Annotated in this window: 27 protein-coding genes, 1 tRNA gene and 1 pseudogene; 14 read left to right on the forward strand and 15 right to left on the reverse strand. The window is 55.7% G+C overall.

The window, feature by feature from the left end; genetic code table 11:
• Window positions 1–102: 102 nt before the first annotated feature.
• Window positions 103–774 (forward strand): annotated as a pseudogene (locus IM317_RS19665) (autotransporter domain-containing protein); the annotation flags it as partial.
• A gap of 125 nt (window positions 775–899) precedes the next feature.
• Here IM317_RS19665 and mnmH read toward each other — a convergent pair.
• The 7 genes from mnmH to ppiB form a co-directional block, all read right to left on the reverse strand.
• Window positions 900–1970, reverse strand: coding sequence for a tRNA 2-selenouridine(34) synthase MnmH (mnmH, locus tag IM317_RS19670; protein ID WP_033144819.1), 1071 nt, complete (start codon window positions 1968–1970; stop codon window positions 900–902).
• An 84-nt stretch (window positions 1971–2054) separates the two neighbouring features.
• Window positions 2055–3122 (reverse strand): 5-(carboxyamino)imidazole ribonucleotide synthase, encoded by a 1068-nt coding sequence (gene purK, locus IM317_RS19675; RefSeq protein WP_033144820.1) that lies wholly within the window; start codon window positions 3120–3122, stop codon window positions 2055–2057.
• A complete protein-coding gene (gene purE, locus IM317_RS19680) occupies window positions 3119–3628 on the reverse strand; it encodes a 5-(carboxyamino)imidazole ribonucleotide mutase (RefSeq protein ID WP_023310631.1) in 510 nt (169 codons plus the stop codon). The genes purK and purE overlap by 4 nt, the downstream gene beginning before the upstream one ends.
• A gap of 161 nt (window positions 3629–3789) precedes the next feature.
• A complete protein-coding gene (locus IM317_RS19685; protein ID WP_029741050.1) occupies window positions 3790–3975 on the reverse strand; it encodes a hypothetical protein in 186 nt (61 codons plus the stop codon).
• A gap of 68 nt (window positions 3976–4043) precedes the next feature.
• Entirely contained in the window at window positions 4044–4253 is a 210-nt protein-coding gene (locus tag IM317_RS19690) for a YdgH/BhsA/McbA-like domain containing protein (protein ID WP_033144821.1), read from the reverse strand.
• A 137-nt stretch (window positions 4254–4390) separates the two neighbouring features.
• Window positions 4391–5113: a UDP-2,3-diacylglucosamine diphosphatase gene (gene lpxH, locus IM317_RS19695; protein WP_033144822.1), complete on the reverse strand. Its 723-nt coding sequence runs from the start codon at window positions 5111–5113 to the stop codon at window positions 4391–4393.
• 3 nt (window positions 5114–5116) lie between these two features.
• Complete coding sequence (ppiB, locus tag IM317_RS19700; RefSeq protein WP_023310635.1) at window positions 5117–5611, reverse strand: peptidylprolyl isomerase B; 495 nt, start codon at window positions 5609–5611, stop codon at window positions 5117–5119.
• A gap of 174 nt (window positions 5612–5785) precedes the next feature.
• On the opposite strand from ppiB, the gene cysS reads away from it, so the two are divergent.
• Complete coding sequence (cysS, locus tag IM317_RS19705) at window positions 5786–7171, forward strand: cysteine--tRNA ligase (protein ID WP_029741052.1); 1386 nt, start codon at window positions 5786–5788, stop codon at window positions 7169–7171.
• An 89-nt stretch (window positions 7172–7260) separates the two neighbouring features.
• Here cysS and IM317_RS19710 read toward each other — a convergent pair whose 3' ends face one another.
• The 5 genes from IM317_RS19710 to folD form a co-directional block, all read right to left on the reverse strand.
• The gene (locus IM317_RS19710; RefSeq protein WP_033144823.1) at window positions 7261–7788 is read right to left on the reverse strand and encodes a metal-dependent hydrolase; all 528 of its coding nucleotides are present in this window, start codon (window positions 7786–7788) and stop codon (window positions 7261–7263) included.
• A gap of 74 nt (window positions 7789–7862) precedes the next feature.
• Window positions 7863–8879 (reverse strand): Mal regulon transcriptional regulator MalI, encoded by a 1017-nt coding sequence (malI, locus tag IM317_RS19715; protein WP_023310638.1) that lies wholly within the window; start codon window positions 8877–8879, stop codon window positions 7863–7865.
• Between the two features lie 86 nt (window positions 8880–8965).
• On the reverse strand, window positions 8966–10465 hold the full coding sequence (locus IM317_RS19720) for a PTS transporter subunit EIIC (RefSeq protein ID WP_029741054.1): 1500 nt from the start codon (window positions 10463–10465) through the stop codon (window positions 8966–8968).
• Between the two features lie 234 nt (window positions 10466–10699).
• Window positions 10700–10912: a ribosome-associated protein YbcJ gene (gene ybcJ, locus IM317_RS19725; RefSeq protein ID WP_023334767.1), complete on the reverse strand. Its 213-nt coding sequence runs from the start codon at window positions 10910–10912 to the stop codon at window positions 10700–10702.
• A 1-nt stretch (window position 10913) separates the two neighbouring features.
• A complete protein-coding gene (gene folD / locus IM317_RS19730) occupies window positions 10914–11780 on the reverse strand; it encodes a bifunctional methylenetetrahydrofolate dehydrogenase/methenyltetrahydrofolate cyclohydrolase FolD (protein ID WP_008499332.1) in 867 nt (288 codons plus the stop codon).
• A 310-nt stretch (window positions 11781–12090) separates the two neighbouring features.
• Here folD and fimA point away from each other — a divergent pair, with 310 nt between their 5' ends.
• From fimA to sfmF, 6 genes are all read left to right on the forward strand, one after another.
• On the forward strand, window positions 12091–12654 hold the full coding sequence (fimA, locus tag IM317_RS19735) for a type 1 fimbrial major subunit FimA (protein WP_023310641.1): 564 nt from the start codon (window positions 12091–12093) through the stop codon (window positions 12652–12654).
• 68 nt (window positions 12655–12722) lie between these two features.
• Window positions 12723–13268 (forward strand): type 1 fimbrial protein subunit FimI, encoded by a 546-nt coding sequence (gene fimI, locus IM317_RS19740; RefSeq protein WP_023310642.1) that lies wholly within the window; start codon window positions 12723–12725, stop codon window positions 13266–13268.
• A 34-nt stretch (window positions 13269–13302) separates the two neighbouring features.
• Window positions 13303–13995, forward strand: coding sequence for a type 1 fimbria chaperone FimC (fimC, locus tag IM317_RS19745; RefSeq protein WP_033144824.1), 693 nt, complete (start codon window positions 13303–13305; stop codon window positions 13993–13995).
• A 14-nt stretch (window positions 13996–14009) separates the two neighbouring features.
• The gene (locus IM317_RS19750) at window positions 14010–16571 is read left to right on the forward strand and encodes a fimbrial biogenesis usher protein (protein WP_033144825.1); all 2562 of its coding nucleotides are present in this window, start codon (window positions 14010–14012) and stop codon (window positions 16569–16571) included.
• Window positions 16564–17571: a type 1 fimbria D-mannose specific adhesin FimH gene (fimH, locus tag IM317_RS19755; RefSeq protein ID WP_033144826.1), complete on the forward strand. Its 1008-nt coding sequence runs from the start codon at window positions 16564–16566 to the stop codon at window positions 17569–17571. Before IM317_RS19750 ends, fimH begins: the two co-directional genes overlap by 8 nt.
• 9 nt (window positions 17572–17580) lie before the next feature.
• Window positions 17581–18102, forward strand: a complete 522-nt coding sequence (sfmF, locus tag IM317_RS19760; RefSeq protein ID WP_033144827.1) for a fimbria assembly protein — start codon at window positions 17581–17583, stop codon at window positions 18100–18102.
• 51 nt (window positions 18103–18153) lie between these two features.
• On the opposite strand, the gene fimZ is transcribed toward sfmF, so the two are convergent.
• The 3 genes from fimZ to IM317_RS19775 all read right to left on the reverse strand — a co-directional run bounded on the left by fimZ (window position 18154) and on the right by IM317_RS19775 (window position 21038).
• Window positions 18154–18786 carry a fimbria biosynthesis transcriptional regulator FimZ gene (gene fimZ / locus IM317_RS19765; protein WP_033144828.1) on the reverse strand — a complete coding sequence of 211 codons (633 nt, stop codon included), beginning with the start codon at window positions 18784–18786 and terminating at the stop codon, window positions 18154–18156.
• 800 nt (window positions 18787–19586) lie between these two features.
• Complete coding sequence (locus tag IM317_RS19770; RefSeq protein ID WP_033144829.1) at window positions 19587–20315, reverse strand: response regulator transcription factor; 729 nt, start codon at window positions 20313–20315, stop codon at window positions 19587–19589.
• 24 nt (window positions 20316–20339) lie between these two features.
• Entirely contained in the window at window positions 20340–21038 is a 699-nt protein-coding gene (locus tag IM317_RS19775) for an EAL domain-containing protein (RefSeq protein WP_033144830.1), read from the reverse strand.
• 278 nt (window positions 21039–21316) lie between these two features.
• Here IM317_RS19775 and IM317_RS19780 point away from each other — a divergent pair.
• The 6 genes from IM317_RS19780 (at window position 21317) to yahO (ending at window position 26755) form a co-directional block, all read left to right on the forward strand.
• Window positions 21317–21393: transfer RNA gene (locus tag IM317_RS19780), tRNA-Arg, on the forward strand.
• Window positions 21394–21495: 102 nt separating this feature from the next.
• Window positions 21496–22326 (forward strand): CPBP family intramembrane glutamic endopeptidase, encoded by an 831-nt coding sequence (locus tag IM317_RS19785; RefSeq protein ID WP_033144831.1) that lies wholly within the window; start codon window positions 21496–21498, stop codon window positions 22324–22326.
• A 355-nt stretch (window positions 22327–22681) separates the two neighbouring features.
• Window positions 22682–23698 carry an iron ABC transporter substrate-binding protein gene (locus IM317_RS19790; RefSeq protein ID WP_033144832.1) on the forward strand — a complete coding sequence of 339 codons (1017 nt, stop codon included), beginning with the start codon at window positions 22682–22684 and terminating at the stop codon, window positions 23696–23698.
• A 24-nt stretch (window positions 23699–23722) separates the two neighbouring features.
• Window positions 23723–25297, forward strand: coding sequence for an iron ABC transporter permease (locus tag IM317_RS19795; protein WP_033144833.1), 1575 nt, complete (start codon window positions 23723–23725; stop codon window positions 25295–25297).
• A 1-nt stretch (window position 25298) separates the two neighbouring features.
• Entirely contained in the window at window positions 25299–26330 is a 1032-nt protein-coding gene (locus tag IM317_RS19800) for an ABC transporter ATP-binding protein (protein ID WP_033144834.1), read from the forward strand.
• Between the two features lie 149 nt (window positions 26331–26479).
• Window positions 26480–26755: a DUF1471 family periplasmic protein YahO gene (yahO, locus tag IM317_RS19805; protein ID WP_033144835.1), complete on the forward strand. Its 276-nt coding sequence runs from the start codon at window positions 26480–26482 to the stop codon at window positions 26753–26755.
• The last annotated feature ends 21 nt before the right edge of the window (window positions 26756–26776 follow it).

Here is a 26776-nt window from a genome sequence, read left to right on the forward strand (position 1 = left end):
ATGACCTACTTAGTATCCTGTTAAGTAGGTCTATCTGAAGAAGTAGACAACTTTAAAGTCTTTTTCATGTTAAAGGAGACAACTTTAATGTCTGTGTACAACGACATGATTGGTCAGGCTCCAGGTAACGGGATCAACGGCGATTACGACGGTTCTTACCGTTCACGCCAGATGCTGAAATATAAGAAAACCGTGGGCGATGCCGACATCTACGCATCTTACCTGTTTGAAGACAGCGAATACCTGCCGGGCAACGGCCTGCGCTACAAGCGTAAAGGCGGCGGCTCGCTGGGTCTGGATTACCACCTGACTACCGACCTGACCTGGGGCGCGGCGTGGAACTACACCCGCGCGGACATGCGTAACCCGGACAACGGCGACAGCAAAACCTACGACCAGAACATTCTCGGTACCGCGCTGAGCTGGACCCCGGACAACTGGACCTTCTCCGCAGGCGGCGGCTGGTACCAGAACTTCATGACCACCAAAAAAGTGTCGGTTAACGACTACTTTGCGGGTGATGCATGGGGTATTGAATACTTTGCGGGCTACAAGTTCCCGGTCGGCCAGTACGCGGTTAAATCCATCCAGCCTTACTTCATGGGCGACCGTATTGAGTACGTGAACGGCCGTAACTACCAGCGCATCGACAACGGCGTGGGTATCAGCTTCCAGCTGGATTACGGTTTCCGCGTGGATTACGAACACGTGTTCACCTCCAGCACCGACAACCTGGGCGACATGAACCTGGTGCGTCTGCGTTACGACTTCTAAGTCGTCTTGTTGGGTGCGCCCTGATGCCCTCACCCTGACCCTCTCCCACGGGGAGAGGGAATAAACATTAAAAACGGCAACCCAGGTTGCCGTTTTGCTTTTACCTCGCCACCCGGCTTTATTTTTCAGCGATCAAGCCACTCAGCAATCTCTTCGTACGTCCCGCGATACACAATCTTCTCCGCCTTTTTCTCCAGCTGATAGCCGTACATCGGGTCGTAATAATCCTTCAGCAGCGGCGCAAGCCAGCTGAAGTGCGCGTCAGTGCTGCCGGAGCGTTGCTGTTCCAGCAGCGCGGAATCTAACAGCGCGGTGAATTCTGCATACCGCTGCAGCCCCAGACGGCGGCGAATGGCAAACAGGCCGTGGTGCAGATACTCGCTGTATTCTTTCCAGCCCGCTTCCTCGCCGTATGCGGCAGAAAAGTCTGCCCACATATGGTCGAAATACTCTTCGCGCAGGCGCTCAAGGCGGACGTCAAACGGGTCTTCGACGACAACGATAGGGGCTTCAGCCATGCGGTCGCGCAGGCACTCCGGCAGGTGGTTGGAGCCAATCATCCGGCCCTCGTCTTCCAGCACCCAGCGCGCGGCGTTTTTTTTCAGGAGCTCAACCGCAAGGTGGTTTTCAAAGCTGGCCTGGGAAAGCTGCGGCGTGAGCGTGCGGCCAAACGACGAACCGCGATGGTGCGCCAGCCCTTCCAGATCGATACCCTGCGCGTGCTGCTTCACCAGCAGGGTTTTGCCGTTTCCGGTGCAGCCGCCAATAAGCACCATCGGCTTTTGCGACTGCTCGATAGTCACCTGAATCGCCGTCTGACGCAGAGCCTTATAGCCGCCGCGGATCAGCGGGTAGTCAACGCCCGCCTCTTTCAGCCAGGCCTGCGAGATATGCGAGCGCTGGCCGCCGCGCGCGCAGCAGAGAAAGCCCTCAGGATGGGTAAGGCTGGCTTCCCGCCAGGCGTTAATGCGTGCCTCACGCGTCTCGCCGCTCACCAGCTGATGGCCGAGCGCCAGCGCGGCCTCGGGGCCCTGGCGTTTATAGCAGGTACCGACGGCGGCGCGCTCGTCGTCGTTCATTAAGGGCAGGTTGATCGCCGCAGGCATCGCGCCCTGGGCAAATTCGATCGGCGCGCGAACGTCGATTAAAGGGGTATCAAACGCGAGGATCGCGCGATAGTCCGTTCCATCGTTCATGGTTGTTCCAGAAGAAAACTCAGCAGCAATGGGCGGGGATTGTACGCCGGGGAAGGGGAAGATCAACTCCCCGGCGCAGATGTCTTACTTGAGCTTAGACTGTGCCCAGACAATGCCGCTCGCATATTCCGGCGGCAGGAGCGGGATCATCGCTTCCAGGGTGGCGCTCAGGCGGCCCGTGTCGCTGTCGTTCAGGTTCAGGTGACCGACCTTACGACCCGCGCGTACCTCTTTGTCATACCAGTGCAGATGCACGAGCGGCAGCTTCAGCCAGTCGTAGTTCAGATCGGTGCCGATCAGGTTGATCATCACCGACGGGCTGTTCACCACCGGCTGCGGCAGCGGCAGGTCCGTAATCGCGCGCAGGTGCAGCTCGAACTGGCTGATGGACGCGCCGTTTTGCGTCCAGTGGCCGCTATTGTGCACGCGCGGCGCAAGTTCGTTGATCAGCAGACCGGACGGGGTGATAAAGCACTCCATCGCCATGACGCCCACATACCCGAGTTCGTGCATGATGGCAGAGAGCATATCTTCCGCCTGCGCCTGCTGGTCAGCATTGGCGTGCGGGAAGGCGACGCTGGTGCGCAGAATGCCGTCCTGATGCAGGTTATGCGTCAGCGGATAAAAGACGGTATGCCCGTCTTGCCCGCGCGCGCCAACCAGCGACACTTCACCGCTGAAGTTGATGCCCTGCTCAACGATGCACTCGCCGTAGCAATCGTCCGGCAGTTCTGCCGTTTCATCTGCACGCAGGCGCCACTGGCCGCGGCCGTCATAGCCGCCCACGCGGCGCTTCACGATTGCCAGCTCGCCCAGCATCGCGAAAACGTCATTCCACTCGCTTTTATCGGACAGGAGCTGCCACGGCGCGGTCGGCAGACCGAGCTTGTCGAACAGCTGCTTTTGCGTCAGACGGTCGGCGATGATCGGGAACACGTCGCGGTTAACGAAGGCGTTATGACGCGCCAGCTCGCGGGTCAGAGCCGTTTCTGGCCAGCGTTCGATCTCGGCGGTGATCACGCTCTGGTGGAACGGTACGGCTTCCGGTTCGGCGTCCAGCCCGACGGGCCAGACGGCAATACCCAGCGGCTCACCGGCCTGACGCAGCATGCGGCCTAGCTGGCCGTTACCGAGGACGCAAACCTGCTTCATGCCGCACCCCGCGGGTCCGGATTGTCCAGCACCTCGTCTGTCTGGGCTTTACGCCACTCCGCCAGACGCTGGTGTAATGCTTTATCGTGCGTCGCAAGAATTTGCGCCGCCAGCAGGGCGGCATTGGCAGCACCCGCTTTACCAATCGCCAGCGTGCCGACAGGAATACCGCGCGGCATCTGGACGATTGAGTAGAGGCTATCCACACCGCTTAACGCGGCGCTTTGGACCGGAACGCCCAGTACCGGCACCAGGGTTTTAGCGGCAATCATGCCTGGCAGATGTGCTGCGCCGCCCGCGCCGGCAACGATCACCTCATAACCGTTCTCTTCGGCGCTTTCGGCGAAGCTGAACAGTTTGTCCGGTGTACGGTGCGCGGAGACCACTTCAACGTGGTGCGGAACATTCAGGATTTCAAAGATTTCGGCGGCGAACTGCATGGTAGCCCAGTCGCTTTTGGACCCCATCACGATGGCGACACGCGCCGGATTATTGCGGGAAGACATGCGTCTTAAAACTCCTGTGGTGCGAAACACACTGCTTTCGAGGGCACAGAGAATAGCATGTTATACGGGCAAGGAAAACGGTTGCGCGGTTAAAAGGCGAGCAGTTATGGCGAGAAAGCGATAACAAAAAAGACCGCACGATGGCGGTCTTTTATATGATGTTACTGAAGATCCCCTGCGGACAGGTTCTCGTTGTCGAACGCGCGGCTGACATCGATATGATTCACCATGCTGGTGTCGGCATTCGAGCCCGATTTTGGCACGGAGAAGCGATTCTCCGCGGCCTGTGCGCCAGTGGACACCACGACTGCCAGCAGCAGGGTACTTACGATGCTGATGTTTTTCATTCTCTGTTCCTTCCTCATCGTATTGTCGCTGTCGCACGTCTTCGCTGGCGGCACGGCAATCAGGGTTTTTATTTAGTCAGTTCTGCGGTCATGTACACGCGGTTGTTGACCTTCGCGCTCGTGATTTTATAAGAGGCATTCTGCTCGGCGGCCTGCGCGGCAATTTTCGCTTCTGCGCGGTCAAGGGTAGAGGCGGTTGCGCTCACGCTTTGAGCGAAAGAACCGAAAGAAACCAGGGAAAGAGCGGCAGCTGCAACGAAAGTTTTGATGGATTTCATGGTCGTATTCCTTAAGTGTTTTATCTGGGATAGGGCGTGTTGCCCTGATGTGATAAATAATAGGCCGCCCACGGGCTGATTAAAATCGAAACAATTTGCCGATATTGTTCAAAAAAATAGAATGATGGTGCGAGGGGTTAAAACGGAAAGGCGATCGGCTCCACGCCCTCTGGCGTGACTTTGACCATGGAACCTTCGGTGTGCCAGGCACCTAATACCACGCGATGGGCCGGTTCGCCGTTGGCGATAAGGGAATGGACGTCAGGACGATGGGTATGACCGTGGATCAACCACTGAACGCCATGCTTTTCCATCACGCTCACCACGGCCTGCGGGTTCACGTCCATGATGGTCATGGATTTGCTGCTGTTGGAGGCTTTACTGCCCGCGCGCATTCTGGCGGCGATACGGTTGCGGATAAACAGCGGCAGCGCAAGGAACACCTTTTGGATCCACGGGGTGTGGACTTTGGCGCGAAACGCCAGGTAGCCGGTATCGTCGGTGCAGAGCGTGTCGCCGTGCATGATCAGAACCCTGCGGCCATAAAGGTCGAGCACCTGTTCTTCCGGCAGCAGCGTCATGCCGCTTTCGCGGGCGTAGCGCTTGCCGATCAGGAAATCACGGTTGCCATGAATGAAGTAGCAGGGGACGCCGGAATCCACGAGCGCGTGAATGGCGGCGGCCATTTCACGGTGCAGCGGGTTAGGGTCGTCGTCGCCAATCCAGGCTTCAAAGAGGTCGCCCAGGATGTACAGCGCATCGGCGCTTTTCGCTTCACCGCGTAAAAAACGCAGAAAACCGGCGGTTATCGCCGGTTCTTCTGTTTGCAGATGCAGATCCGCAATAAAGAGTGTCGCCACGAATTACTCGCTGACGGTCACGCTTGTAATCACAACGTCTTCTTTAGGAACGTCCTGGTGCATACCGCTGCGGCCAGTAGCGACGGCTTTGATCTTGTCAACCACGTCCATACCTTCAACCACTTCTGCGAATACGCAGTAGCCCCAACCCTGCAGGCTTTCGCCGGAGAAGTTCAGGAAGTCGTTATCAGCCACGTTGATGAAGAACTGCGCGGTGGCAGAGTGCGGAGCCTGAGTACGGGCCATTGCCAGCGTACCGCGGGTGTTTTTCAGACCGTTGTTCGCTTCGTTTTTGATCGCTTCTTTGGTCTCTTTCTGGTTCATGCCAGGTTCGAAACCGCCGCCCTGGATCATAAAGCCGTTGATCACGCGGTGGAAAATGGTGTTGTTGTAGAAACCTTCGCGGCAGTAGTCCAGGAAGTTTTTAACTGTTTCAGGCGCTTTGTCATCAAAGGTTTTGATTACGATATCGCCATGATTAGTGTGGAAAGTAACCATTTTTGCATCCTGTTCCGTTATTGTGGTACGTCGACCCGCGTTCGGGTCATCTATAGGGGCTTGTTATAGCATAACCACAGGATGCGATCACCTTGCATTGTGTGCTGCTTCGGGTTTGAATTACGGGTAGAATAGCCGGTTTTCAACCACACACGTGTTTACATGGAATCTTCGATGTTAAAAATCTTTAATACAATGACGCGCCAGAAAGAGGAATTTAAACCTATCCATGCCGGGGAAGTCGGCATGTACGTGTGTGGTATTACGGTTTACGATCTCTGTCACATTGGCCATGGCCGTACCTTTGTCGCTTTTGACGTGGTGTCACGCTACCTGCGTTTTCTGGGCTACACCCTGAAATACGTGCGTAATATCACCGACATCGACGACAAAATCATCAAGCGCGCTAATGAAAACGGCGAAAGCTTTGTTGCGCTGGTCGATCGCATGATTGTCGAAATGCACAAAGATTTCGACGCCCTGAATATTCAGCGCCCGGACAGCGAGCCGCGCGCGACCCACCATATTCACGAAATCATCGAGATCACCGAAAAGCTGATCGCACGCGGTCATGCCTACGTTGCGGACAACGGTGACGTGATGTTCTCGGTGCCGACGGACCCAACCTACGGTTCGCTTTCCCGTCAGGATCTGGACCAGCTTCAGGCCGGCGCGCGCGTTGACGTGGTTGACGTGAAGCGTAACCCGATGGACTTCGTGCTGTGGAAAATGTCCAAAGAGGGCGAGCCAAGCTGGCCATCACCGTGGGGCGAAGGCCGTCCGGGCTGGCACATCGAATGTTCCGCGATGAACTGCAAGCAGCTGGGCAAGCACTTCGATATCCACGGCGGCGGTTCAGACCTGATGTTCCCGCACCACGAAAACGAAATCGCGCAGTCCACCTGCGCCCACGGCGGCGAGTACGTGAACTACTGGATGCACTCCGGCATGGTAATGGTTGACCGCGAGAAGATGTCTAAATCGCTGGGTAACTTCTTCACCGTGCGCGACGTGCTGAAGTATTACGACGCGGAAACCGTGCGCTACTTCCTGATGTCCGGCCACTATCGCAGCCAGCTGAACTACAGCGAAGAGAACCTGAAACAGGCGCGCTCGGCGCTGGAGCGCCTGTATACCGCGCTGCGCGGTACCGACAGGTCTGTTCCTGCTGCAGGCGGCGAAGCGTTCGAAGCCCGCTTTGTTGAGGTGATGAACGACGACTTCAACACCCCGGAAGCCTACTCCGTGCTGTTCGACATGGCGCGCGAAGTGAACCGCCTGAAGTCAGAAGATATGGCCGCGGCGAATGCGCTGGCGTCCCATCTGCGTAAGCTTTCCTCCGTGCTTGGCCTGCTGGAGCAGGATCCGGACGCGTTCCTGCAGAGCGGTGCGCAGGCGGACGACGGTGAAGTGGCGGAAATTGAAGCGTTGATCAAAGCGCGTCTGGAAGCGCGTCAGGCAAAAGACTGGGCGGCGGCAGATGCGGCGCGTAACCGTCTGACCGAGATGGGCATCATTCTGGAAGATGGCCCGCAGGGCACCACCTGGCGCCGTAAGTAATTTTCCCCTCACCCTAACCCTCTCCCAAAGGGAGAGGGAATTATTAGGTTTTCTCCCTCTCCCCGTGGGAGAGGGCCGGGGTGAGGGCATCAGCGCCCACGTTTTCTCCACCACAGCAACCCCATCAGCACGACTCCCGGCAGCCACACCCACAGCAGCTCCGACACGATCACCTGATGCCCGTACGGCGTGGTGTAGCGCGACAGCGCAAACGGCGCGACCTTAATCACCTGCCACGGCGCAAAGAAGCGTTCATCTGACCACGGCCACAGCCAGCCGACGCCTTTCCCGCTCGTGGTAATCGAATCCAGCAGGCTGTGCGACAGCAATGACACGGTTAAAAACAGCCAGCACCGCGTCAGGCTGGCCCGGAACCACCGTCGTCCAGTCAGCACGCAGAGTATCGGCACCACAAAGGCGAACAGCAGGGAGTGGGTAAAGCCGCGATGGCCGAAAACATTGCCGTACGCGACGCCGAACTTGAACGCCAGCACGTCGGCATCCGGCAGCATGGCGAGGACAATCCCGGCAAACAGCAGGCGGGGAGGAATCACTTTGGTTCCCAGGCCTAAGCCCAGACAAAGCGGAACAGCAGCGTGTGTAATAACGGTAGGCATTGCGATTATCCATGGCAAATCATGGAAATATAGCAGCAATCCCGCGCCGGCAGACCCGCGTCAAATTCTTATTTTTACGCCGACTCGCGCGCGATAAGCTGTCCGGAAAGCGTAATGCGCTGGGTTTGCAGCGTCGGCTCCTTCAGCGTGCGAATAATCAGACCTGCAGCCTGACGCCCGGTCTCTTCGCTGGCGGACGAGACGTAAGTAAAGGACGGCGAGGTGAGATTAACGTGGAGCATATCTTCGAAACCGACCAGCGCGACCTGCTGCGTCAGAAACACATCTTTACCCACCGTTCGTCCAACCTGATGAATACCGGAGATGGAGCCGATCATGGCATCCGGCGAGTGGCAGAGCAGGGCGGTGATGGTGTTGTTTTTTTCCAGCAGCTGGCGGGTGGCGAAACCCGCTGCCAGGGTGTCATCGCTGCAGGCCGGAGAGTATTCATCGCGCCAGACCAGCCCGTTCTGCGTCATCGCGCTGCGAAAACCGAGCAGGCGCTGCTCGCGGATGAGGCAGCCTTCACGTCCGCCAATGTAGGCGATATTGCGATGGCCGCGCTCGATAAGATAACGCACCGCCAGATTTGCCGCCTGACGGTTATCGCGCATCACCAGATTGCATTTTTCATCCAGCAGCGACTGAGAAACCACCACCAGCGGCAGCGGGCAGCGGCGAATCTGCTCCGGCAGGGTGGAGGTGCGGGTATCCGAGGCCAGATAGATAACCCCGGCGACGCCCTGCTGCTTAAACGACAGCAGGCAGCGCTCAAGATGGTCATGGTCGTTCTGGGGCTGGCCGAGAAAAACCATATACCCCTGTTTTTCAAGATCCTGAACGATGCTCGCCATCACCTTGATGGAGAAACTGTCGCTAAAGTCGCGGAGGATCAGGCCAATCAGATTGGACGTATTGGCGCGGAGGTTGGCAGCGGCAACGTTATGAACATAGCCCAGCGTATTGATGGCAGCGTTGACCTTCTCGATCGTTGCCTCTGAGATTTTCCCTTTCTGGCGCAAAACCAGCGAGACCGTTGAGACCGATACGCCCGCGTGCTTTGCGACATCAATAATGCTGACTTTCTTCAAAACCGCTCCCTGAAATTCACCGATTATCAGTCAGATACGACAATGCGTCTCCCAGACTACAGGAGACGCGTCGTTCAGGCATCTTATTATTTGCCGATCATGGTGGACATGGTCTGGGCGATAAACTGTGCTCTGGCACCGAAAATCACCTGAATACCGTTGTCGCCGACGAAGACCACGCCGCGCGCACCCAGTCCGTTCAGGCCATCCTTATCGACCACCTCGCTTTTTGCCACTTCCAGGCGAAGGCGGGTGATACAGGCGCCGACGGAGTCGATGTTGTGCGCCCCGCCCAGCAGGGTGATGATCTCGGTCGCGAGTTCTGAATCAGACTTATCATCCGCGTTGGCGGTCACTTCAGTGCGGCCCGGCGTTTTCACATCGAAACGACGGATCACAAAGCGGAAAGTGAAGTAATAAATCAGGCCCATTGGAATGCCGATGATAATCGCATTCAGGAAGTTGGTCTTGTAGCCGTTAAAGGACGGCAGGATCCCGAATGACAGATAGTCGATAAAGCCCGCGGAGAACGACTTGGCGATATGCGCATGCAGCAGATACATGGTCATGTAGGCCAGGCCTGCCATGATGGCGTTAAAGACGTACAGAATCGGCGCCACGAAGATAAAGGTAAACTCGACCGGTTCGGTGATCCCCGTCAGGAAGCAGGTCAGCGCCGCAGAGAACAGAATACCGGCCGCGATTTTCTTATTCTTCGTATGGGCTTCGTGATACATCGCCAGGCACGCGGCGGGCAGCGCGAACAGCATCAGCGGGAATTCGCCCTGCATGAATTTACCGGCATTCTGGTAGGTGTCGCTGCTGAAGGACTTCACTCCTTCTTCCAGCATCTTGAACCAGATGGTCTGGTCGCCGTGGATCACCTGTCCTGCCTGAGTGGTGTAATCCCCGAACGAGTACCAGAAGGACGGATACCAGATGTGGTGCAGGCCGAGCGGGATCAGCGCGCGCTCTACCAGACCGAAGATAAAGGTCGACGCCGCCTGATTATCGCCGTTAACCACCACGGAGAGCGCGTCGATACCGGCCTGGATATGCTGCCATACGTACGGCAGCAGCAGCCCCATCAGGAACGACAGAAACGCCGTTGCAATGGCCACGAAGCGCTTGCCGGAGAAGAAGCCCAGGAACTCCGGCAGCTGCATGGTGTGGAAGCGGTTATAGCACCAGGCCGCGAGAATACCGCAGATCAGGCCGCCGAAGACGCCCATCTGCAGCGTCGGGATGCCGACCACCATGGCGTATTTCCCACCCTGGGAGGCCATTTCCGGCGTGATGCTCAGCACGGTGCTGATGGTGATATTCGTGACAAACACCGACACCGCCGCAGACAGCGCCGCGATGCCAGATTCTGACGCCAGACCCACGGCGGAGCCAATGGCAAACAGCATCGGCAGGTTATCAAAGATAACCCCGCCCGCGTTCATCATCAGCGGCAGATGGAACTTATCGCCGAAGGCCAGCAGCAGGCCCGCAGCGGGAAGCAGTGAAATTGGCAGCATTAAGGCGCGACCAATCATCGATAACTTAGACAGCGATTTAACAAACCCTGATATCAGACTCATGCTGATTTCCCCCGAGTAGCGCTTTTTTGGCGCTGTTATTGTAAGTAGAACGTTTTAGTAGAACGTTCTACTTATCGTGGGCAAAGAGTGAAAAACGCGCAACTGAATTCTCACGTTTCAACAGATGAAATAGTGATTATTTGAAGTTGATCGATAAATAACCGCGATGGTTGTGAGGGAATTTTATATCCCCTCTCCCTGTGGGAGAGGGTTAGGGTGAGGGCATAAAACGGCTCAGGCCGTAACGGTTACGCTCTGTCCTTCAAAGCTCACGGTCTGACCCGCGACAATCTTGCAGCGCTTGCGCGTTTCTACCACGCCGTCGACTTTTACCAGCCCGTCGGCGATAACGATTTTCGCCTGCGCGCCGCTTTCGCTCCAGCCTTCCAGCTTCAGCAGATCGCACAGCTCAACGTGCGGGTGTTTACCTAATGAAAAAGTCGCCATCTTACGCGTCCTCTACGTCGTGATATTCTTCGCACGCCTGCAGCGTATTCTGAATCAGCGTTGCTACGGTCATCGGGCCTACGCCGCCCGGTACGGGGGTAATGTAAGACGCGCGCGCGGCGGCATCTTCGTACACCACGTCGCCGACCACTTTGCCGTTTTCCAGACGGTTAATCCCGACGTCCACGACAATCGCGCCCTCTTTGATCCACTCGCCCGGAATAAAGCCCGGTTTGCCGACCGCGACGATCAGCAGATCGGCGTTCTCGACGTGGTGACGCAGGTTTTTGGTGAAGCGGTGGGTCACGGTGGTGGTACAGCCCGCCAGCAGCAGCTCCATGCTCATCGGGCGGCCCACGATGTTGGAGGCACCGATAACCACGGCGTTCAGACCGTAGGTGTCGATGTTATAGCGCTCCAGCAGCGTCACAATGCCGCGCGGCGTGCACGGGCGCAGACGCGGCGCGCGCTGGCACAGGCGGCCAACGTTGTACGGATGGAAACCGTCCACGTCTTTATCCGGCGCGATACGCTCCAGCACCTTCACGTTGTCGATACCCGCCGGCAGCGGCAGCTGAACCAGAATACCGTCGATTTCTTTATCGGCATTCAGGGTGTCAATAAGTTCCAGCAGCTCTGCTTCGCTGGTGGTTTCCGGCAAATCGTAAGAGCGGGAGACGAAGCCCACCTCTTCACACGCTTTGCGCTTGCTGCCGACATAAATCTGCGATGCCGGGTTGCTGCCAACCAGCACAACGGCCAGCCCGGGGGCGCGTTTTCCGGCAGCTTTACGCGCCTTCACTTTTTCCGCGACCTCAGAGCGCACCTGCTGCGCAATCGTTTTACCGTCAATAATCTTTGCTGCCATCAGAGAGAAGATTCCGTCTGTAACGTTTGAAAGGGGGGATGGCGTGTATTTTGTCAGAAGCGAGCGTCGCTGTCAGTCACCCTTTACGCGTTTTTATCAGTGAGACGCAAAAACCCTTCTTAAGGGATGGTCAATTTCTTAGGCGGGATTAGGATGTGACCTGGCGAAATAGCAGCGTTTTGACATATTTAAAAAACGCGTCCTGAGCTACTTTGTCTCCTCCGAAATAAGCTTTCAATTAATCAATTGAACGTATTTCTTATTCCCGATTATTCGCGGGAAGGGTTATTTACATTTTAAAGGAATAGACATGAAACTCAGCAACATTGCTTCTACTGTTATTGCTACTTTGGCCCTGGTTGCAGGTGCCGCAAATGCAGCAGATCCTGCTGCGCCGGTTTCCGTAAATGGCGGTACCGTACATTTTAAAGGTGAGCTGGTTAATGCGGCTTGTTCAGTAAATACTGATTCTTCCGAGCAGACCGTTAATCTGGGTCAGTATCGCACCGCGAAATTTACCAAAGTGGGCGACACCACCTCTAATATTCCATTCAACATTGAACTGAATGATTGCGATCCGCTGGTTGCCAAAACTGCCGCTGTTGCGTTCACCGGTCAGATCGACCCAACCGACAAAACCCTGCTGGCCGTGACTTCTGGTAACAACGACAACACCGCGAAAGGCGTGGGTATCGAAATCCTCGACAGCAAATCCAGCGTTCTGACCCCAGACGGCGCGACCTTCTCTGCTGCGCAGACGCTGATCGAAGGGACCAACACCCTGAAGTTCACCGCACGTTACAAATCAACGGCTGCCACCACTGAGCCAGGCCAGGCGAACGCTGACGCCACCTTCGTAATGAAATACGAGTAATTCCTCCGCACAGGGATGTTCAGGCCTCACGGACGAGGCCCGTCATACGCTAATGCCAGGAACGAAGGATGACAAGGACTGGAACACTACTGCTGTTAACCCTTGCGATGGCTTGCCCGGCATCGGCGCATACCGTGGTGATCGAAGGTGGCAAGGTTCATCTCAGAGGTGAACTGGTGAACGGCGGCTGCGCCGTGGCGCCCGACAGCCAGAATATGCGCATCGACATGGGGCAGTACCGAACCAATTCATTTTCCGGTGTGGGCAGTTTTTCCACGGTTAACGTGCCTTTTACCGTGCGGCTGCTGGACTGCAGCGTTGATGTTTCGCGCACCGTGGGGATCCAGTTTCAGGGCGTGACGCCCGCAGAAGATCCGCAGGTCTTTCTGGCGACCTCGCGGCCGGGTGAAACGCCCGTCAGCAGCGGCGTGGGGCTGGCGCTTTTTGACGAACAGCAGCGTCAGATTATCCCAAATGCCACGGCCGTCAGCTGGCTGCCGATCGATACCCGCGAGCTCGCGTTCCATTTTAGCGCCCGCTATCGGGCTATTTCCGAACACCTCGAGCCAGGCAAAATTCAGTCGGATGTCTGGTTTACGTTGATTTATCCATAACACCTGCGAACACATTATTAAAGGTACGGTTGTGATGAATACCCTAATTAAACCAGGACTTTTTTTATCGTTTATTTTGATGATGGTTTCTGCCTGCGCAAATGCTTCCGGCGGTATTGCGCTGGGGGCCACGCGCGTTATTTATCCCGCAGAGGCGAAGCAAACGTCGCTGGCGATCACCAACAGCAACAAACAGGAACGCTATTTAATTAACGCGTGGATCGAAAATGCGAGCGGGCAAAAAGAAAAAACCTTTGCCGTCACTCCGCCCCTGTTTGTCAGCGAGCCGAACAGTGAAAATACGCTGCGTATTATTTACGCCGGGCCAGCGCTGCCTGCCGATCGCGAATCGCTCTTTTACATGAACGTGAAGGCGATCCCGTCGGTGAATAAAGCGAAAACGGAAAACAATAACGTGCTGCAGCTGGCGATCCTCTCACGCATCAAGCTGTTTGTGCGCCCGAACAACCTGGCGATGCAGCCGGAAGAGGCGCTTTCCCAGCTGCGGTTTGAGCGCGCGGGCAGCCATCTCAAAGTCAGCAACGCTTCCCCGTATTACATCACCCTCGTCAACCTGAAGCTGGGCGGGCAGCAGCTGGATAACCTGATGGTTGCGCCGAAAAGCTCGGCTCAGCAGGTGCTGCCAGCCGGTGCCAGCGGTACGCTTTCCTGGCAGAGCGTGAATGACTACGGTGCCATCACCCCGGCGCGTAGCGTCAACCTGTGAGCAGAGTCAGGTCGATGAAAAACCACCAGAGACGTTACTGCCCGGTTGCACTGGCGCTGATGGCTGCGCTCTGGCCGCAGGCTGGCTGGAGCGAAAGTTATTTCAACCCGGCCTTCTTGTCCGACGACACCGCCAGCGTGGCGGATTTGTCGCGTTTTGAACAAGGACACCAGCAGGCACCCGGCGTTTATCGCGTGGATATCTGGCGTAACGATGAGTTTATCGGTACCCAGGACGTGCGTTTCGAGCAGGCCGAGAACACGCCGCCGGTGGCGGGCGGTTTGTCGGCGTGCATTACGCGCGCGATGCTCGATCGCTTTGGCGTCAACGTCGCGGCGTTTCCCGAGCTGGCTAAGGTGCAGGGCGACACCTGCGTTCCGTTGACCACGGCCATACCCGGCAGCGAAACGGTATTCAATTTTGCCTCTCAGCGTCTGGACGTCAGCCTGCCGCAGGTGGCGTTGCAAAACAGCGCCCGGGGCTACATTCCGCCTGAACAGTGGGATGAAGGCATTCCCGCCGCGCTGGTGAACTACAGCTTCACCGGTAACCGGGGAAGCGAAGACGACAGCTATTATCTGAACCTGCAGAGCGGATTGAACTATGGCGCCTGGCGTTTACGTAACAACGGCGCATGGCGGTACACGGAGAATAACGGGCAGCGGCACAGCGAGTGGCAGAATATTGGCACCTGGGCGCAGCGCACCGTCATCCCGCTCAAAAGCGAACTGGTGCTGGGCGACAGCAATACCGGGAATGACGTCTTCGACAGCATGGGTTTTCGCGGTGGGCGGCTCTTCTCGTCTGACAGCATGTACCCGGACAGCCTGCAGGGCTACGCGCCGACCGTGCGGGGGATCGCCCGTACGCCTGCCAAAGTGGTGGTTCGCCAGAACGGCTACGTTATCTATCAAAGCTATGTCCAGCCGGGCGCATTTGCGATTACCGATCTTAACCCGACCTCCTCAAGCGGTGACCTGGAAGTCACGGTTGAAGAGAAAGACGGCACCCAGCAGCGCTATACCGTGCCGTACTCCACCGTGCCGCTTCTGCAGCGTGAAGGGCGCTGGAAGTATGACCTCGTTGCCGGGGATTACCGCAGCGGTAACAGCGATCAGGATACGCCATTCTTCACTCAGGGCACCCTGATTACCGGTCTTGCCAACGGTTACACGCTCTACGGCGGTACGCAGCTGGCGTCACGCTATACCGCGGTAGCCGTCGGGGCCGGGAAAAACCTGGGCGACTGGGGCGCGGTCTCGCTCGATATCACCCACGCCCGCAGCCAGCTCGCGGACGACAGCAGGCATGAAGGGCAGTCTCTGCGCTTCCTCTACGCGAAATCCCTTAACGGCTTCGGCACTAACTTCCAGCTGCTGGGCTACCGCTACTCCACAAAAGGGTTTTACACCCTCGACGATGTCGCCTGGCGCTCAATGGAGGGCTATCAGTATGCCGAGAGCCAGAACGATAACGATGTGCCGGACGTGCAGAGCTATCACAACCTGACGTGGAATAAAAAAGGCCGCTTCCAGCTCAACGTTTCTCAGTCGCTGGGTGACTACGGCTCGGTCTATATCTCCGGTAGCGAGCAGACCTACTGGGGAACAGACGAGACGAACCTCTGGTACCAGCTGGGCTATGCGGGCGGCGTGAAGGGGATCAACTACTCCGTCTCGTGGTCGTGGAACAAATCCGTTGGGATAGACGGCACCGATCGGATCGCGTCGTTTAACGTCTCCGTGCCGTTCAGCCTCTTTACCCGTCAGGGCTATCGCCGGGACAGCGCGATTGACCGCGCCTACGCTACGGCATCCGCCAGTCGAAACAGCGATGGCGACACAAGCTGGCAAACCGGCGTCAGCGGAACGCTGCTGGAGGATCGCAACCTGAACTACAGCGTGACCCAGGGACACGCCAGCACCAACGGCGCAAGCGGAAGCGCCAGCGCCAACTGGCAGGCGACCTACGGCACGCTGGGCGTTGGCTACAACTATTCCCGCGACCAGCACGATCTCAACTGGCAGCTCTCCGGCGGGGTGGTCGGCCACGCCGACGGCGTGACCTTCAGCCAGCCGCTGGGCGACACCAACGTGCTGATCAAAGCGCCGGGGGCATCGGGCGTCAGTATTGAAAACCAGACCGGCGTGAAAACCGACTGGCGAGGCTACGCGGTGATGCCGTATGCCACCGTCTATCGCTACAACCGCGTGGCGCTGGATACCAACACCATGAGCAACAACACCGATATCGAAAACAACGTAAGCAGCGTGGTGCCGACCAAAGGCGCGCTGGTACGCGCCAGCTTTGATACCCGCATTGGCGTGCGCGCCCTGCTGACGGTAACGCGCGGCAACCAGCCGGTGCCGTTCGGCGCGGTGGTGCGTGAGACCAAAAGCGGCGTCACCAGCATGGTGGGGGATGACGGGCAAATTTACCTGAGTGGGCTGCCGCTGGAGGGCGAACTGCTGATCCAGTGGGGCGACGGGGCGCAGTCCCAGTGTCGCGCACCTTACAGCTTGTCTGAACAGAGCCTGCAACAGGCAATCACACTTAAGGGGATCGGCTGTGATTAAAACTCAACTCTTTGCCTTGTCGCTGCTGGCGTTACTGCCCGCGACAAACGCATTAGCGACCGTGTGCGTCAATGAAAAAGGCGTGCCGACGGAAGTGCATTACGACCTGACGGATAAATTCAACAGCTCGAATAACCAGATTGGGCAGGTCGTGACGCTCAGCGAGAAATCGCAGTGGGTAGGGGTGAATGCCGTCTGCCCGAAGGGCACGACCGGGAATACCACCAAGCGCAGCTATGTGACCGATTATCCGGTAACGGGGACCAGCGATGGCTATCAGTATCTGAAGCTTAACGACTATCTGGACGGGGCGATGAAAATTACGGACAGCTATGCTGGCGTGTTTTACCCGCCAAAAAGCTATATCCAGATGGGGAGCCATCCTAACGTCTCCAAAAACAAACCGTTTGGCGTTCAGGACTCCAGCCTGGTCTTCCGTCTTAAGGTGACCCGGCGTTTTATCAACATGGTGGTGATCCCGCGTGCCACCATGTTCCGCGTTTACGTCACCACTACCTCTTCCGATCCGTTAACCACTCCGGTCTATACCATCAGCTACAGCGGAACCATTCAGGTGCCGCAAAGCTGCGCCATTAATGCCGGTAACGTGGTGGAGTTTGATTTCGGCGACATTGGTGCCTCCTTGTTCAGCAAGGCGGGCGTGGGTAACAAGCCGGAGGGGGTCTCATCGCAAAGCAAAACCATCGCCATTAAATGCACCAACGTGGAGGCAAACGCCATGCTGACGATGCGCGTCGAGGCGGAAAAAGTCTCTGATAATGTGCTGGTGTCGGATAACCCGGATGTGGGGTTCATCATTGCCAACGAGAGCGGGGCGCCGCTGACGCCCAACAACCTGACGAGCAAAATTCCGTTCCGTCTCGACGACAGCGCGCAGGCGCAGGTGGGGATCCGGGTCTGGCCGGTGAGCGTGACGGGCAATAAGCCAGCGGAAGGGCGCTTCACCTCGCGCGGGTATTTGCGCGTGGATTACGACTAAGGAGCCGATATGCGAAACAGGATCCGTTTTCTCACCGTAGCGCTCTTTGCGCTTTGCACGCAGGCTCAGGCGGACACCGCGTTGGGCGAGATTAACATTCGGCTCTACGGCAATATCGTCGATTTTACCTGCGTTGCCGAGGGCAGCGACAGCGACAAGGCCGTCCCGCTGGGCACCTGGCCCACGAAACAGCTCAGCACCACCGGGAGCCGCACGCAGCCGATGCCGTTTACGCTGAAGCTGACCGGCTGCCCGCCGGGCGCGGCGTCCATTACGTTTTCGGGTAAAGCCGACGGAAGCAATAGCGGCCTGCTGGCGCTGAATGACGCCAGTACTGCAAGCAATGTCGCCGTTGAGATCAGGGATGCGGATAAAACGCGGCTGGCGCTTCAGCAGGCCAGCCAGCCGGTCTCGGTTGATGCGCAGGGAAATGCGATTCTGTCATTTTATGCCAATTATATTGCCACTGCCGATAACCCTCAGCCCGGACGGGCTGATGCGGATGCCACCTTCATGATTAATTATAATTAGCACTGACCGCACTCCCTGCAGCTCAGATAAGCTGCAGGGAGTGAATTCAGGTTATAGCAGCTCGTGGGCTTTGGCGTAATCAATTAATTCCACGATGCTTTGCACACCCAGCTTGGAATAAATATTGGATTTGTGCGCGCTAATGGTCTTGTTGCTTAATAGTAGCTGTTCAGCAATTTCCTTGTTGGATAATCCATTCGCCAGATACCGTAATACCGTGACCTCGCGATTCGATAATGGCATATCTACTGCCATCCCTTTCCCTGAACCCAGGTGGTTTATAAAGTTCAGCGTTTCCGACGGGAAAAAGGAATAGCCCATCAGGATCATTTCTACGGCGTTGTAGATCTCACCTAAATCTTTTCGTTTACTGACGAAGCCATTTGCCCCGGCGCGAATGGCGCGACCCGCGTAAAATAACTCTGATTTAGACGAGAGGAACAGAACCTTAATGTTCTTGTTTAAGTTTCTGATTCTCTTAAGTAAAGCGAAAGCATCCGTGCCCGTGAGTTCAATGTCAAGGATCACCAGATCGATAGGGTGATTGCGGATACAGTCAAGGACTTCATGGCTATCGCCAGACTTGAGCTTGACTGTGATATTCTTATTTTTCTGTAGCAGGACTTCTATCGACATTCTGACGATAGGATGTTCGTCCATAATGATAACGGATGCCGGTTTCATTTTTAATGCCTCAGATTGTTAAAAGCGTTATGCAGAGTTTGGTAAAACTCTCGAAATGCCGGAAGGATATAATGTGCAGATCCCTATACCGTAGTATTTCCCTGGAAAGAGCGAAAGCATCCTTGTTTACGTAATGAAAAGAACTATGCCTCAGCGCGGTCATCTCATTAGGCTGGTGTTGGCAAAAAGGTTTTTCTTATTCATATTTGATACGCATCTTATTATACAGGGTAAGTTTTTTCCGAAAACCCTGTAAATTAATATGAGGGTATTGGTTTGTATTATCTTCTGGATCTGAATCGCTATTTTTTTAAATTTAGCGGAAATATCCTGTTATCTCATTTACCGCATTTTTTCATCTTTATGTAATAACAAAAAATAACAGATATCTCTGTATGTTGATTAATTGTTAACAAAAATACGCCTCTTTGAAAGGGACGAACCCGCAAAAGTGAGGTTGAAAATTGCCCTCGCAGGCCGTCTGACCTTCATCTGAAAGTGCTTACGCCGATCCGGATAACGGCGTCTGGTGCACAGGAGAACGTGCTGCCCGCTTTGCTTTTTACTCCTGGCAGTTGTCGCTAAGCTGCTTGTTTTTACATCATTATCATCTTGTTAACGCCTTCTGCATTCGCTTAACGGATGGAGGAAAGTGCTGCCGTTCCGCTAATCTGTGGCATTTCACAAGGTTCGCGCCCATAAATTAGGAATAGTTATAAATTCGATTATATTGTTAAAAATTAACATTTTCGCAACGCAAGTGGTAAGTAAATTCTTAAACCGCTTTAGGAAATAAGGGGTTAGGAGGTGAGTGAAAACGTGCAGTCTGAGAGGTTATTAAGAAGATGCAGCAATTCCTGGCGATGGCTTAGCCCCAGCTTTAGGAGGATGCAGCTGAGACGATAGATAATGCGGCTATAGGGGCGATTCTGCATAAGGGCAATCTGACGCAATGTCTTGCCCCGGGAAAGCTCCTGCAGAATGGGCCATTCGTTGCGCGAGAACCAGTCTTTCTCGGTACCCGGCGGAGGGAGGGGATCCTGCAGGCTGTGCTGGAGCGCGGCGGCGTTCAGCTGACGTTCGAGCACATGAAAGGGACCTGCCGCTTTGCAGAAGAGGCGGGTGTCGTAATTATCGGCCCGGACCAACAGCCAGGGCGTCAGGAACGGAGAAAACAGGCTATGCCGTCTCAACTGATCCAGTTTCTCCAGAAGCCCCGTGGATCGGCTTTCAATATCCACGACCAGACGGGCTGAGGGCCACTGCGTCTGAGCGATAAGGGCGTCGTCCAGCGTGGCGTAGTCGCAGCAGCTGCTCAGGGGAAACTGCCCGTGGAGAAAACCGGTGCGCAGGTAGTGATCCTCCGTCACCAGAAGGATAAACGGGGCGTCGGTTTTGCGGGGCTGGCTGATGGACTGGCTCAAAAATTCGAGCCGGTCGAAAAAGGGGGGAGCAAAAGGTGAGCGCGTAAATCCCAGTGCATCACTTCCTGTACGCCGCCGCCGGTAACGGCGCACTGTCATTCGCATGGTCTCCCTCCTGGAAATGGCTTTTTAATCCTCCGGCCATGTCCAGGACGGCCAGTAATATCCCTGGCCGAGGTCTGCGCCTGCCTGCAGTGCCCAGGTACGATCGCGTTCAGTCTCAATACCTTCAATAAGCACTTTCCCGGCAAGCTGAAAGCAAAGGGAAACCAGTTGCCTCAGCGCAGGGGTGTCGCGTAAACGCCAGAATGCTTCCTTATCTATTTTGATGCCGCTTAACGGGAGTCGGCAGGATAAAAACGACTGCACTGTGACGTCATCCACGTCATCAAGCCAGATAGCGTGTCCCTGTTTGCAAAGTTGCCGCAAATTTTGAACGACATGCTGCTTCTCTACGAGGGAAAGCGCCAAAAAGGACGCGAGGTCGACAATCTCAATATTGAGCGGCACGCCTGGCAACCGGATAAGTCGCTGAAAAGACGCGGGCTCTGTCAGGACGGTTATCGGCAGATTAATAAAAAGATTATGACCGTGCGGCGTATTTTTTAACGCGGCAAGCTGCGCTTCAAGCAGCGTTATCGACCACTCTGCGGAGCGATCGCAAAAAAAGTTCTCGCTGTCCCGCGTGTCGGACAGAACGCTAAGGACCTCCACGCCAACCTGGCGCAAGGAGGAAAGGGCGACGATGGGCTCAAGCTTAATGCCGACGATGTCCTGAGAAATGTACTGTAACCGGGGGGGCGTATCGATCAGGTTTTGCGCTGTCACTCCATTGTCCTGTTGTCTGTCAGCCTCCAGGCGGCCGGGATACCTGACTCTAGTGTGACGAGCTGACGGTCAGGAAAACAGCAGGCGTTACTTAAATGCAACTAAGCCTTTTCGCAGCGCTAAATTTTACGGTGAAACAGGACGAAATGTTGAGAAAATAGCCGTATTTACAATCGGCTAGCGGTAATTGGCCCTGAAAACGGAAAAGGCATTGACTCACCTGCCATTGACCGTATAATTCTTCGCGTTTCACCACCGCGAAGTACACGCATATCAGTGCGCCCTTAGCTCAGTTGGATAGAGCAACGGCCTTCTAAGCCGTAGGTCGTAGGTTCGAATCCTACAGGGCGTGCCATTTCATTTCATAGAGTTACGCCTCTTTCACATCCTCCTGATTTCCGTTGTGGGACATATTTGGGACATCGCCCCTAAAATTTACCGGTCAAGAAGGACATTTATGTGGTATCTACTCGCAACTTCGCTTGCCGCACTCTCCCTTAATAAAAGCCTGGCTTACCTGATGCTGGGATTAACGGCATTTCTGGGCTGGAAACAGGGCATTCTTGACGCCCCGGCGCTGCTGGTTATTGCATCAATCGTTGTTGGCTGGTCTGTTGTTGAATGGCTACGTAATAAAAATAATAAATATACATATCTGGTCGAAGGCCTGTGCGTGGCCATCGCCGTTGCCCTGGTTTTGCATCTGATCCCGGGTTTTCATAACCCCAAAGTGCTGGATGCTGTCGTCGTAGGTCCGCAAAGCATACCGTTCAGTATGTACTTTAATATGGACAAGGCAGTGGTGCCGTTCTTTTTAATTACGTGCATGCCAACGTTATTCGTCGCAAAACCCCTCTATAAAGCGGGCAAGGTCGGCTGGGGAATATTGGTTCTTGCGATACCCGTGCTGTTACTTCTGGCTGTTGCGTTGGGCGGACTTAGAATTGAGCCGCATGCGCCTGAATGGTTCGCTCAATTTGCCCTTGCGAATATTTTTTTCGTCTCTTTGGCTGAGGAAGCCTTGTTCAGAGGCTACCTGCAGCAACGCTTGTCCCGGATTATTCATCCTGTTGTCGCGCTGTTGATTGCCTCAGTCATCTTTGGACTGATGCATTATAGCGGCGGTTTACTACTGATTATTTTTGCCAGCCTCTCCGGCATTATTTACGGCCTGGCGTGGATGTGGAGCGGCAGGCTCTGGGTTGCAACGTTATTCCATTTTGGGCTGAACTGCGTGCATTTATTGTTCTTCACCTATCCTATGTATGCCCCTCATGCGGTTATGTGATGCTTTTTAAATTAGTCGCCTTATAAATTTAGCGACCTCCGGATAAGCATAAAAAGCCCCGCAAGATCGGGGCTTTTATATCTGCCGGGCGCATGAATAACAGATTTACCTTCGCGTCATAATGAATAGAAGGCTAATGAATTTCACTGTAGGCAGGCTTAAGGTTTTCTTAATCTAAAAATTATCTCTCATTAAAATTTGGATTTTTATCATTCTAAAATCTGCTAAAAAGAAATTTTACACTTTTACGACTAAACCAGATTGATACTAATTATCATTAGCGTTGTTGTATGCTTTAATCCTGTCCCACAAAGCTATGAGTCGTTAATCCCGTTGGTCTATAAAGGATATGTTCATGAATTCTCGCCTGCTGTCCTGCTTCTCGCTTGCCTTGTTGTCTTCATCCCTTTTCCTTTCCACACAAGCGGTTGCCGCTGATAACAACGAAGGTATCGTTGTTTATAACGCGCAGCACGAAAACCTGGTGAAGTCGTGGGTTGACGGTTTTACCAAAGAAACCGGCATTAAAGTCACTCTGCGTAATGGCGATGACAGCGAGCTGGGTAACCAGCTGGTTCAGGAAGGCAGCGCGTCCCCGGCAGACGTATTCCTGACGGAGAACTCGCCTTCAATGGTGCTGGTGGATAACGCCAACCTGTTTGCGCCATTGGATGCAGACACCCTGAAGCAGGTACCGGCAGAATATCGTCCGGCGCACGGCCGCTGGATTGGCATCGCGGCCCGCAGCACGGTGTTTGTGTATAACCCGGAAAAGCTGAACGAACAGCAGCTGCCTGAATCGCTGATGGATCTGGCAAAACCCGAGTGGAAAGGCCGCTGGGCGGCATCACCGTCAGGCGCGGATTTCCAGGCCATCGTGAGCGCGATGCTGGCGCTGAAAGGCGAAAAGGCCACGCTGGAATGGCTCAAGGCGATGAAAGCCAATTTCGTTGCCTATAAAGGCAATAGCACCGTGATGAAAGCGGTCAATGCCGGTCAGATTGATGGCGGCGTGATTTATCACTACTACCGTTTTGTCGATCAGTCCAAAACCGGTGAAAACAGCAAAAACACCCAGCTTTACTACTTCAAACACCAGGATCCGGGCGCGTTCGTGAGCCTCTCTGGCGGCGGCGTGCTGGCGTCCAGCAAACACAAAGCGCAGGCGCAGGCCTTCATCAAATACATTACCGGTAAAGAAGGCCAGGAAAGCCTGCGGACCAACAACGCCTTTGAATATGCCGTGGGCGTGAACGCGGCCTCAAACCCGAAACTGGTCCCGCTGAAAGATCTTGATGCGCCGAAAGTTGAACCTTCAACGCTCAACAGTAAAAAAGTTATCGAGCTGATGACGCAAGCCGGCCTGCTGTGATCCTGAGAGTGAAGTGAACGTCTTATGTCTGGTCTGAGTCTCGACATCGGAAAAAACAGAGTGCAGGAGCCTGCCCGCAGGCGTCCTGCACTGCCGATGGTTGCGTTAGCTGTATTGTTTTCATTGATGGCGCTTCTGCCTTTGGGGTTTATCATTGCCATTGGCATTGAGACCGGCTGGGAAACCATTAAGGCGCTGGTGTTTCGCCCGCGTGTTGCTGAGCTGCTCAGCAACACGCTGTGGCTGACGGCTTTAGCGGTTCCGCTGTGTATCGTGACGGGCGTGGCAATCGCCTGGCTCACGGAGCGCACGCAGCTTGCCGGGCGAGGGATCTGGTCCGCACTGGCGGTCGCCCCGCTGGCGATCCCCGCGTTTGTGCAAAGCTACGCCTGGGTGAGCGCTGTCCCGTCCATGCACGGGCTCTCCGCGGGCGTGTTCCTCTCGGTTCTTGCCTACTATCCGTTTATCTATATGCCGGTTGCGGCGGTGCTGCGTCGCCTTGACCCGACGCTTGAAGATGTCGCCGCTTCGCTGGGTACGCCGCCGTGGCGGGTCTTTTTCCGCGTGGTGCTGCCCCAGCTCAAGCTCGCTATCTGCGGCGGCGCGCTACTGGTGGCGCTGCACCTGCTGGCGGAATATGGCCTGTACGTGATGATCCGCTTTGATACCTTCACCACGGCAATTTATGACCAGTTCCAGTCTACCTTCAGCGGCCCGGCGGCGAACATGCTGGCGGGCGTGCTGGCCTTGTGCTGTCTGGCTATATTAATGCTGGAAGGCGTGACGCGCGGAAAAGCACGCTACGCGCGCATTGGCGCCGGGGCCGCGCGCGAGCAGAAATGCTGGCCGCTGAAGCCTGCGGCCGCCGCGCTGGGCCAGCTGTTTTTCATCGTGCTGATTGTTCTGGCGCTGGGCGTGCCGTTAATTGTCCTGTGTCGCTGGATTTGGCTCGGCGGAGTGCAAAACTGGATGAGTGCCGATCTCTGGCATTCCCTGCGCCAGACGCTGATGCTCGGCGTGGGCGGCGCGCTTCTGACGACGGCGTGCGTGATCCCCATCGCGTGGCTGGGTATTCGCTATCCGCACCGCATCTTCCGGATGCTGGAAGGGTGCATCTATATCACCAGTTCGCTGCCGGGCATCGTCACGGCGCTGGCGCTGGTCACCGTCACCATTCATTTCGCTCGTCCCATTTACCAGACGGAAATTACCCTGTTCCTTGCCTACCTGCTGATGTTTATGCCCCGCGCGCTCATCAACCTGCGGGCGGGGATTGCGCAGGCGCCGGTCGAGCTGGAGAACGTGGCGCGCAGCCTGGGCAGCACGCCCGCGAAGGCGCTCTGGAGCGTCACGATGCGGCTGGCCGCGCCGGGTGCGGCGGCGGGGGCCGCGCTGGTTTTCCTCGGCGTCAGCAACGAGTTGACCGCCACGCTGCTGCTCTCTCCGCTGGGCACGCGCACGCTCTCCACCGGATTCTGGGCGCTGACCAGTGAAATTGACTATGTGGCCGCCGCGCCTTACGCGATGCTGATGATCCTGATTTCACTCCCGCTGACCGCCATTCTCTATATGCAGTCGAAAAAAATTGCAGGGCTATGACATGCTTGAATTAACCGCCATTTCTAAATCGTTTTCTGATGTGCAGGTGCTCGACAGCTTAAACCTGAGCGTGGCGCCGGGGAGCAGGACGGCGATTGTCGGGCCGTCCGGGTCGGGGAAAACCACGCTGCTGCGTATTCTGGCCGGGTTCGAAACGCCTGACACCGGGCGCATTGTCATGCAGGGGAGAACGCTGTTCGATGAAAACAGTTTTGTTCCCGCCCACCTGCGCCGGATTGGTTTTGTGCCTCAGGAGGGTGCGCTGTTCCCGCACCTCAATGTGGCAGACAACATCGCCTGGGGGCTGGACGGCACTCGCCACGAGAAGCGCCAGCGCGTTGAGGCGCTGATGGAGATGGTTTCTCTGGACAGGCAGCTCGCAACGCACTGGCCCCACGAGATTTCCGGCGGACAGCAGCAGCGCGTGGCGCTTGCCCGTGCGCTGGCACAGCGTCCTTCACTGATGCTGCTGGATGAACCATTCTCGGCTTTGGATACCGGCCTTCGCGCGATGACGCGTAAGGCAACGGCCGATCTGCTGGCCGAAGCGGGCGTGGCCTCGATTCTGGTCACCCACGATCAGAACGAAGCGTTGTCCTTTGCCACGCAGGTTGCCGTCATGCGCTCCGGGCGCTTCACGCAGGTCGGGACGCCTTATGACGTTTACACCCGTCCCGTTGACGAAGAGACGGCGCTGTTTCTTGGCGATGCCGTGATCCTCCCTGCTCAGCTCGCTGCCGGGTATGCCGTGTGCGCGCTGGGTGAAGTGCCGACGGACAACGCGCAGGCGACAGGACAGGGCAGGGTAATGATGCGTCCTGAACAATTACGCGTGACGGCATGTGCAGCGCATGAAAGCCCGATCTCGATTCTCGACGTGGACTTCACCGGCCAGCTGTCAACGCTCACCCTGGGATTAGCCGGGCAGCAGCAGCCCGTAATTCTGAAGACCGTAAGCCAGCCAGGATGGAACCCGGGCACGGCGGTACGCATTGATATTGCTGGCACCGCGCGGGTATTCGAATATTCTTAATATTCGTTAGTAATTTCATGCAACGGGTTGTTATAAAAGATTTTTCCCGAACGCATGGCAATTCCTGAGATTCTCTACCATGCTCATAAAACCTCACCACAATGCGTGAGGTTTTTCGTAGTTGCTGATTAATCTCAAGGAAAAAGGTTATGAAAAAGACGACTGCTATTTTGTTGGGAACGGCGTTACTGTTTACGACCAATGCTTTTGCTGCCCAGCTACTCACTAAAAGCGAGTTCAAGAAAGTTGCATCTCAATATAAAAAAATCGGTACGGTAAACACCTCGAATGAAGTATCGGTGGATGATGCGAAAAAAGAACTGATTGAGAAAGCCGATAAGCAAGGTGCGGATGTCCTGGTGCTCACTTCAGGGAACACCAACAATAAAATTCACGGTACGGCCAATATCTACAAGAAAAAATAATGTTATTGCAGCCACCCCCGA

This window comes from Enterobacter cloacae complex sp. S3 (assembly GCF_014930495.1).
In the GTDB taxonomy this organism is placed as follows: Bacteria; Pseudomonadota; Gammaproteobacteria; order Enterobacterales; family Enterobacteriaceae; genus Enterobacter; species Enterobacter asburiae_B.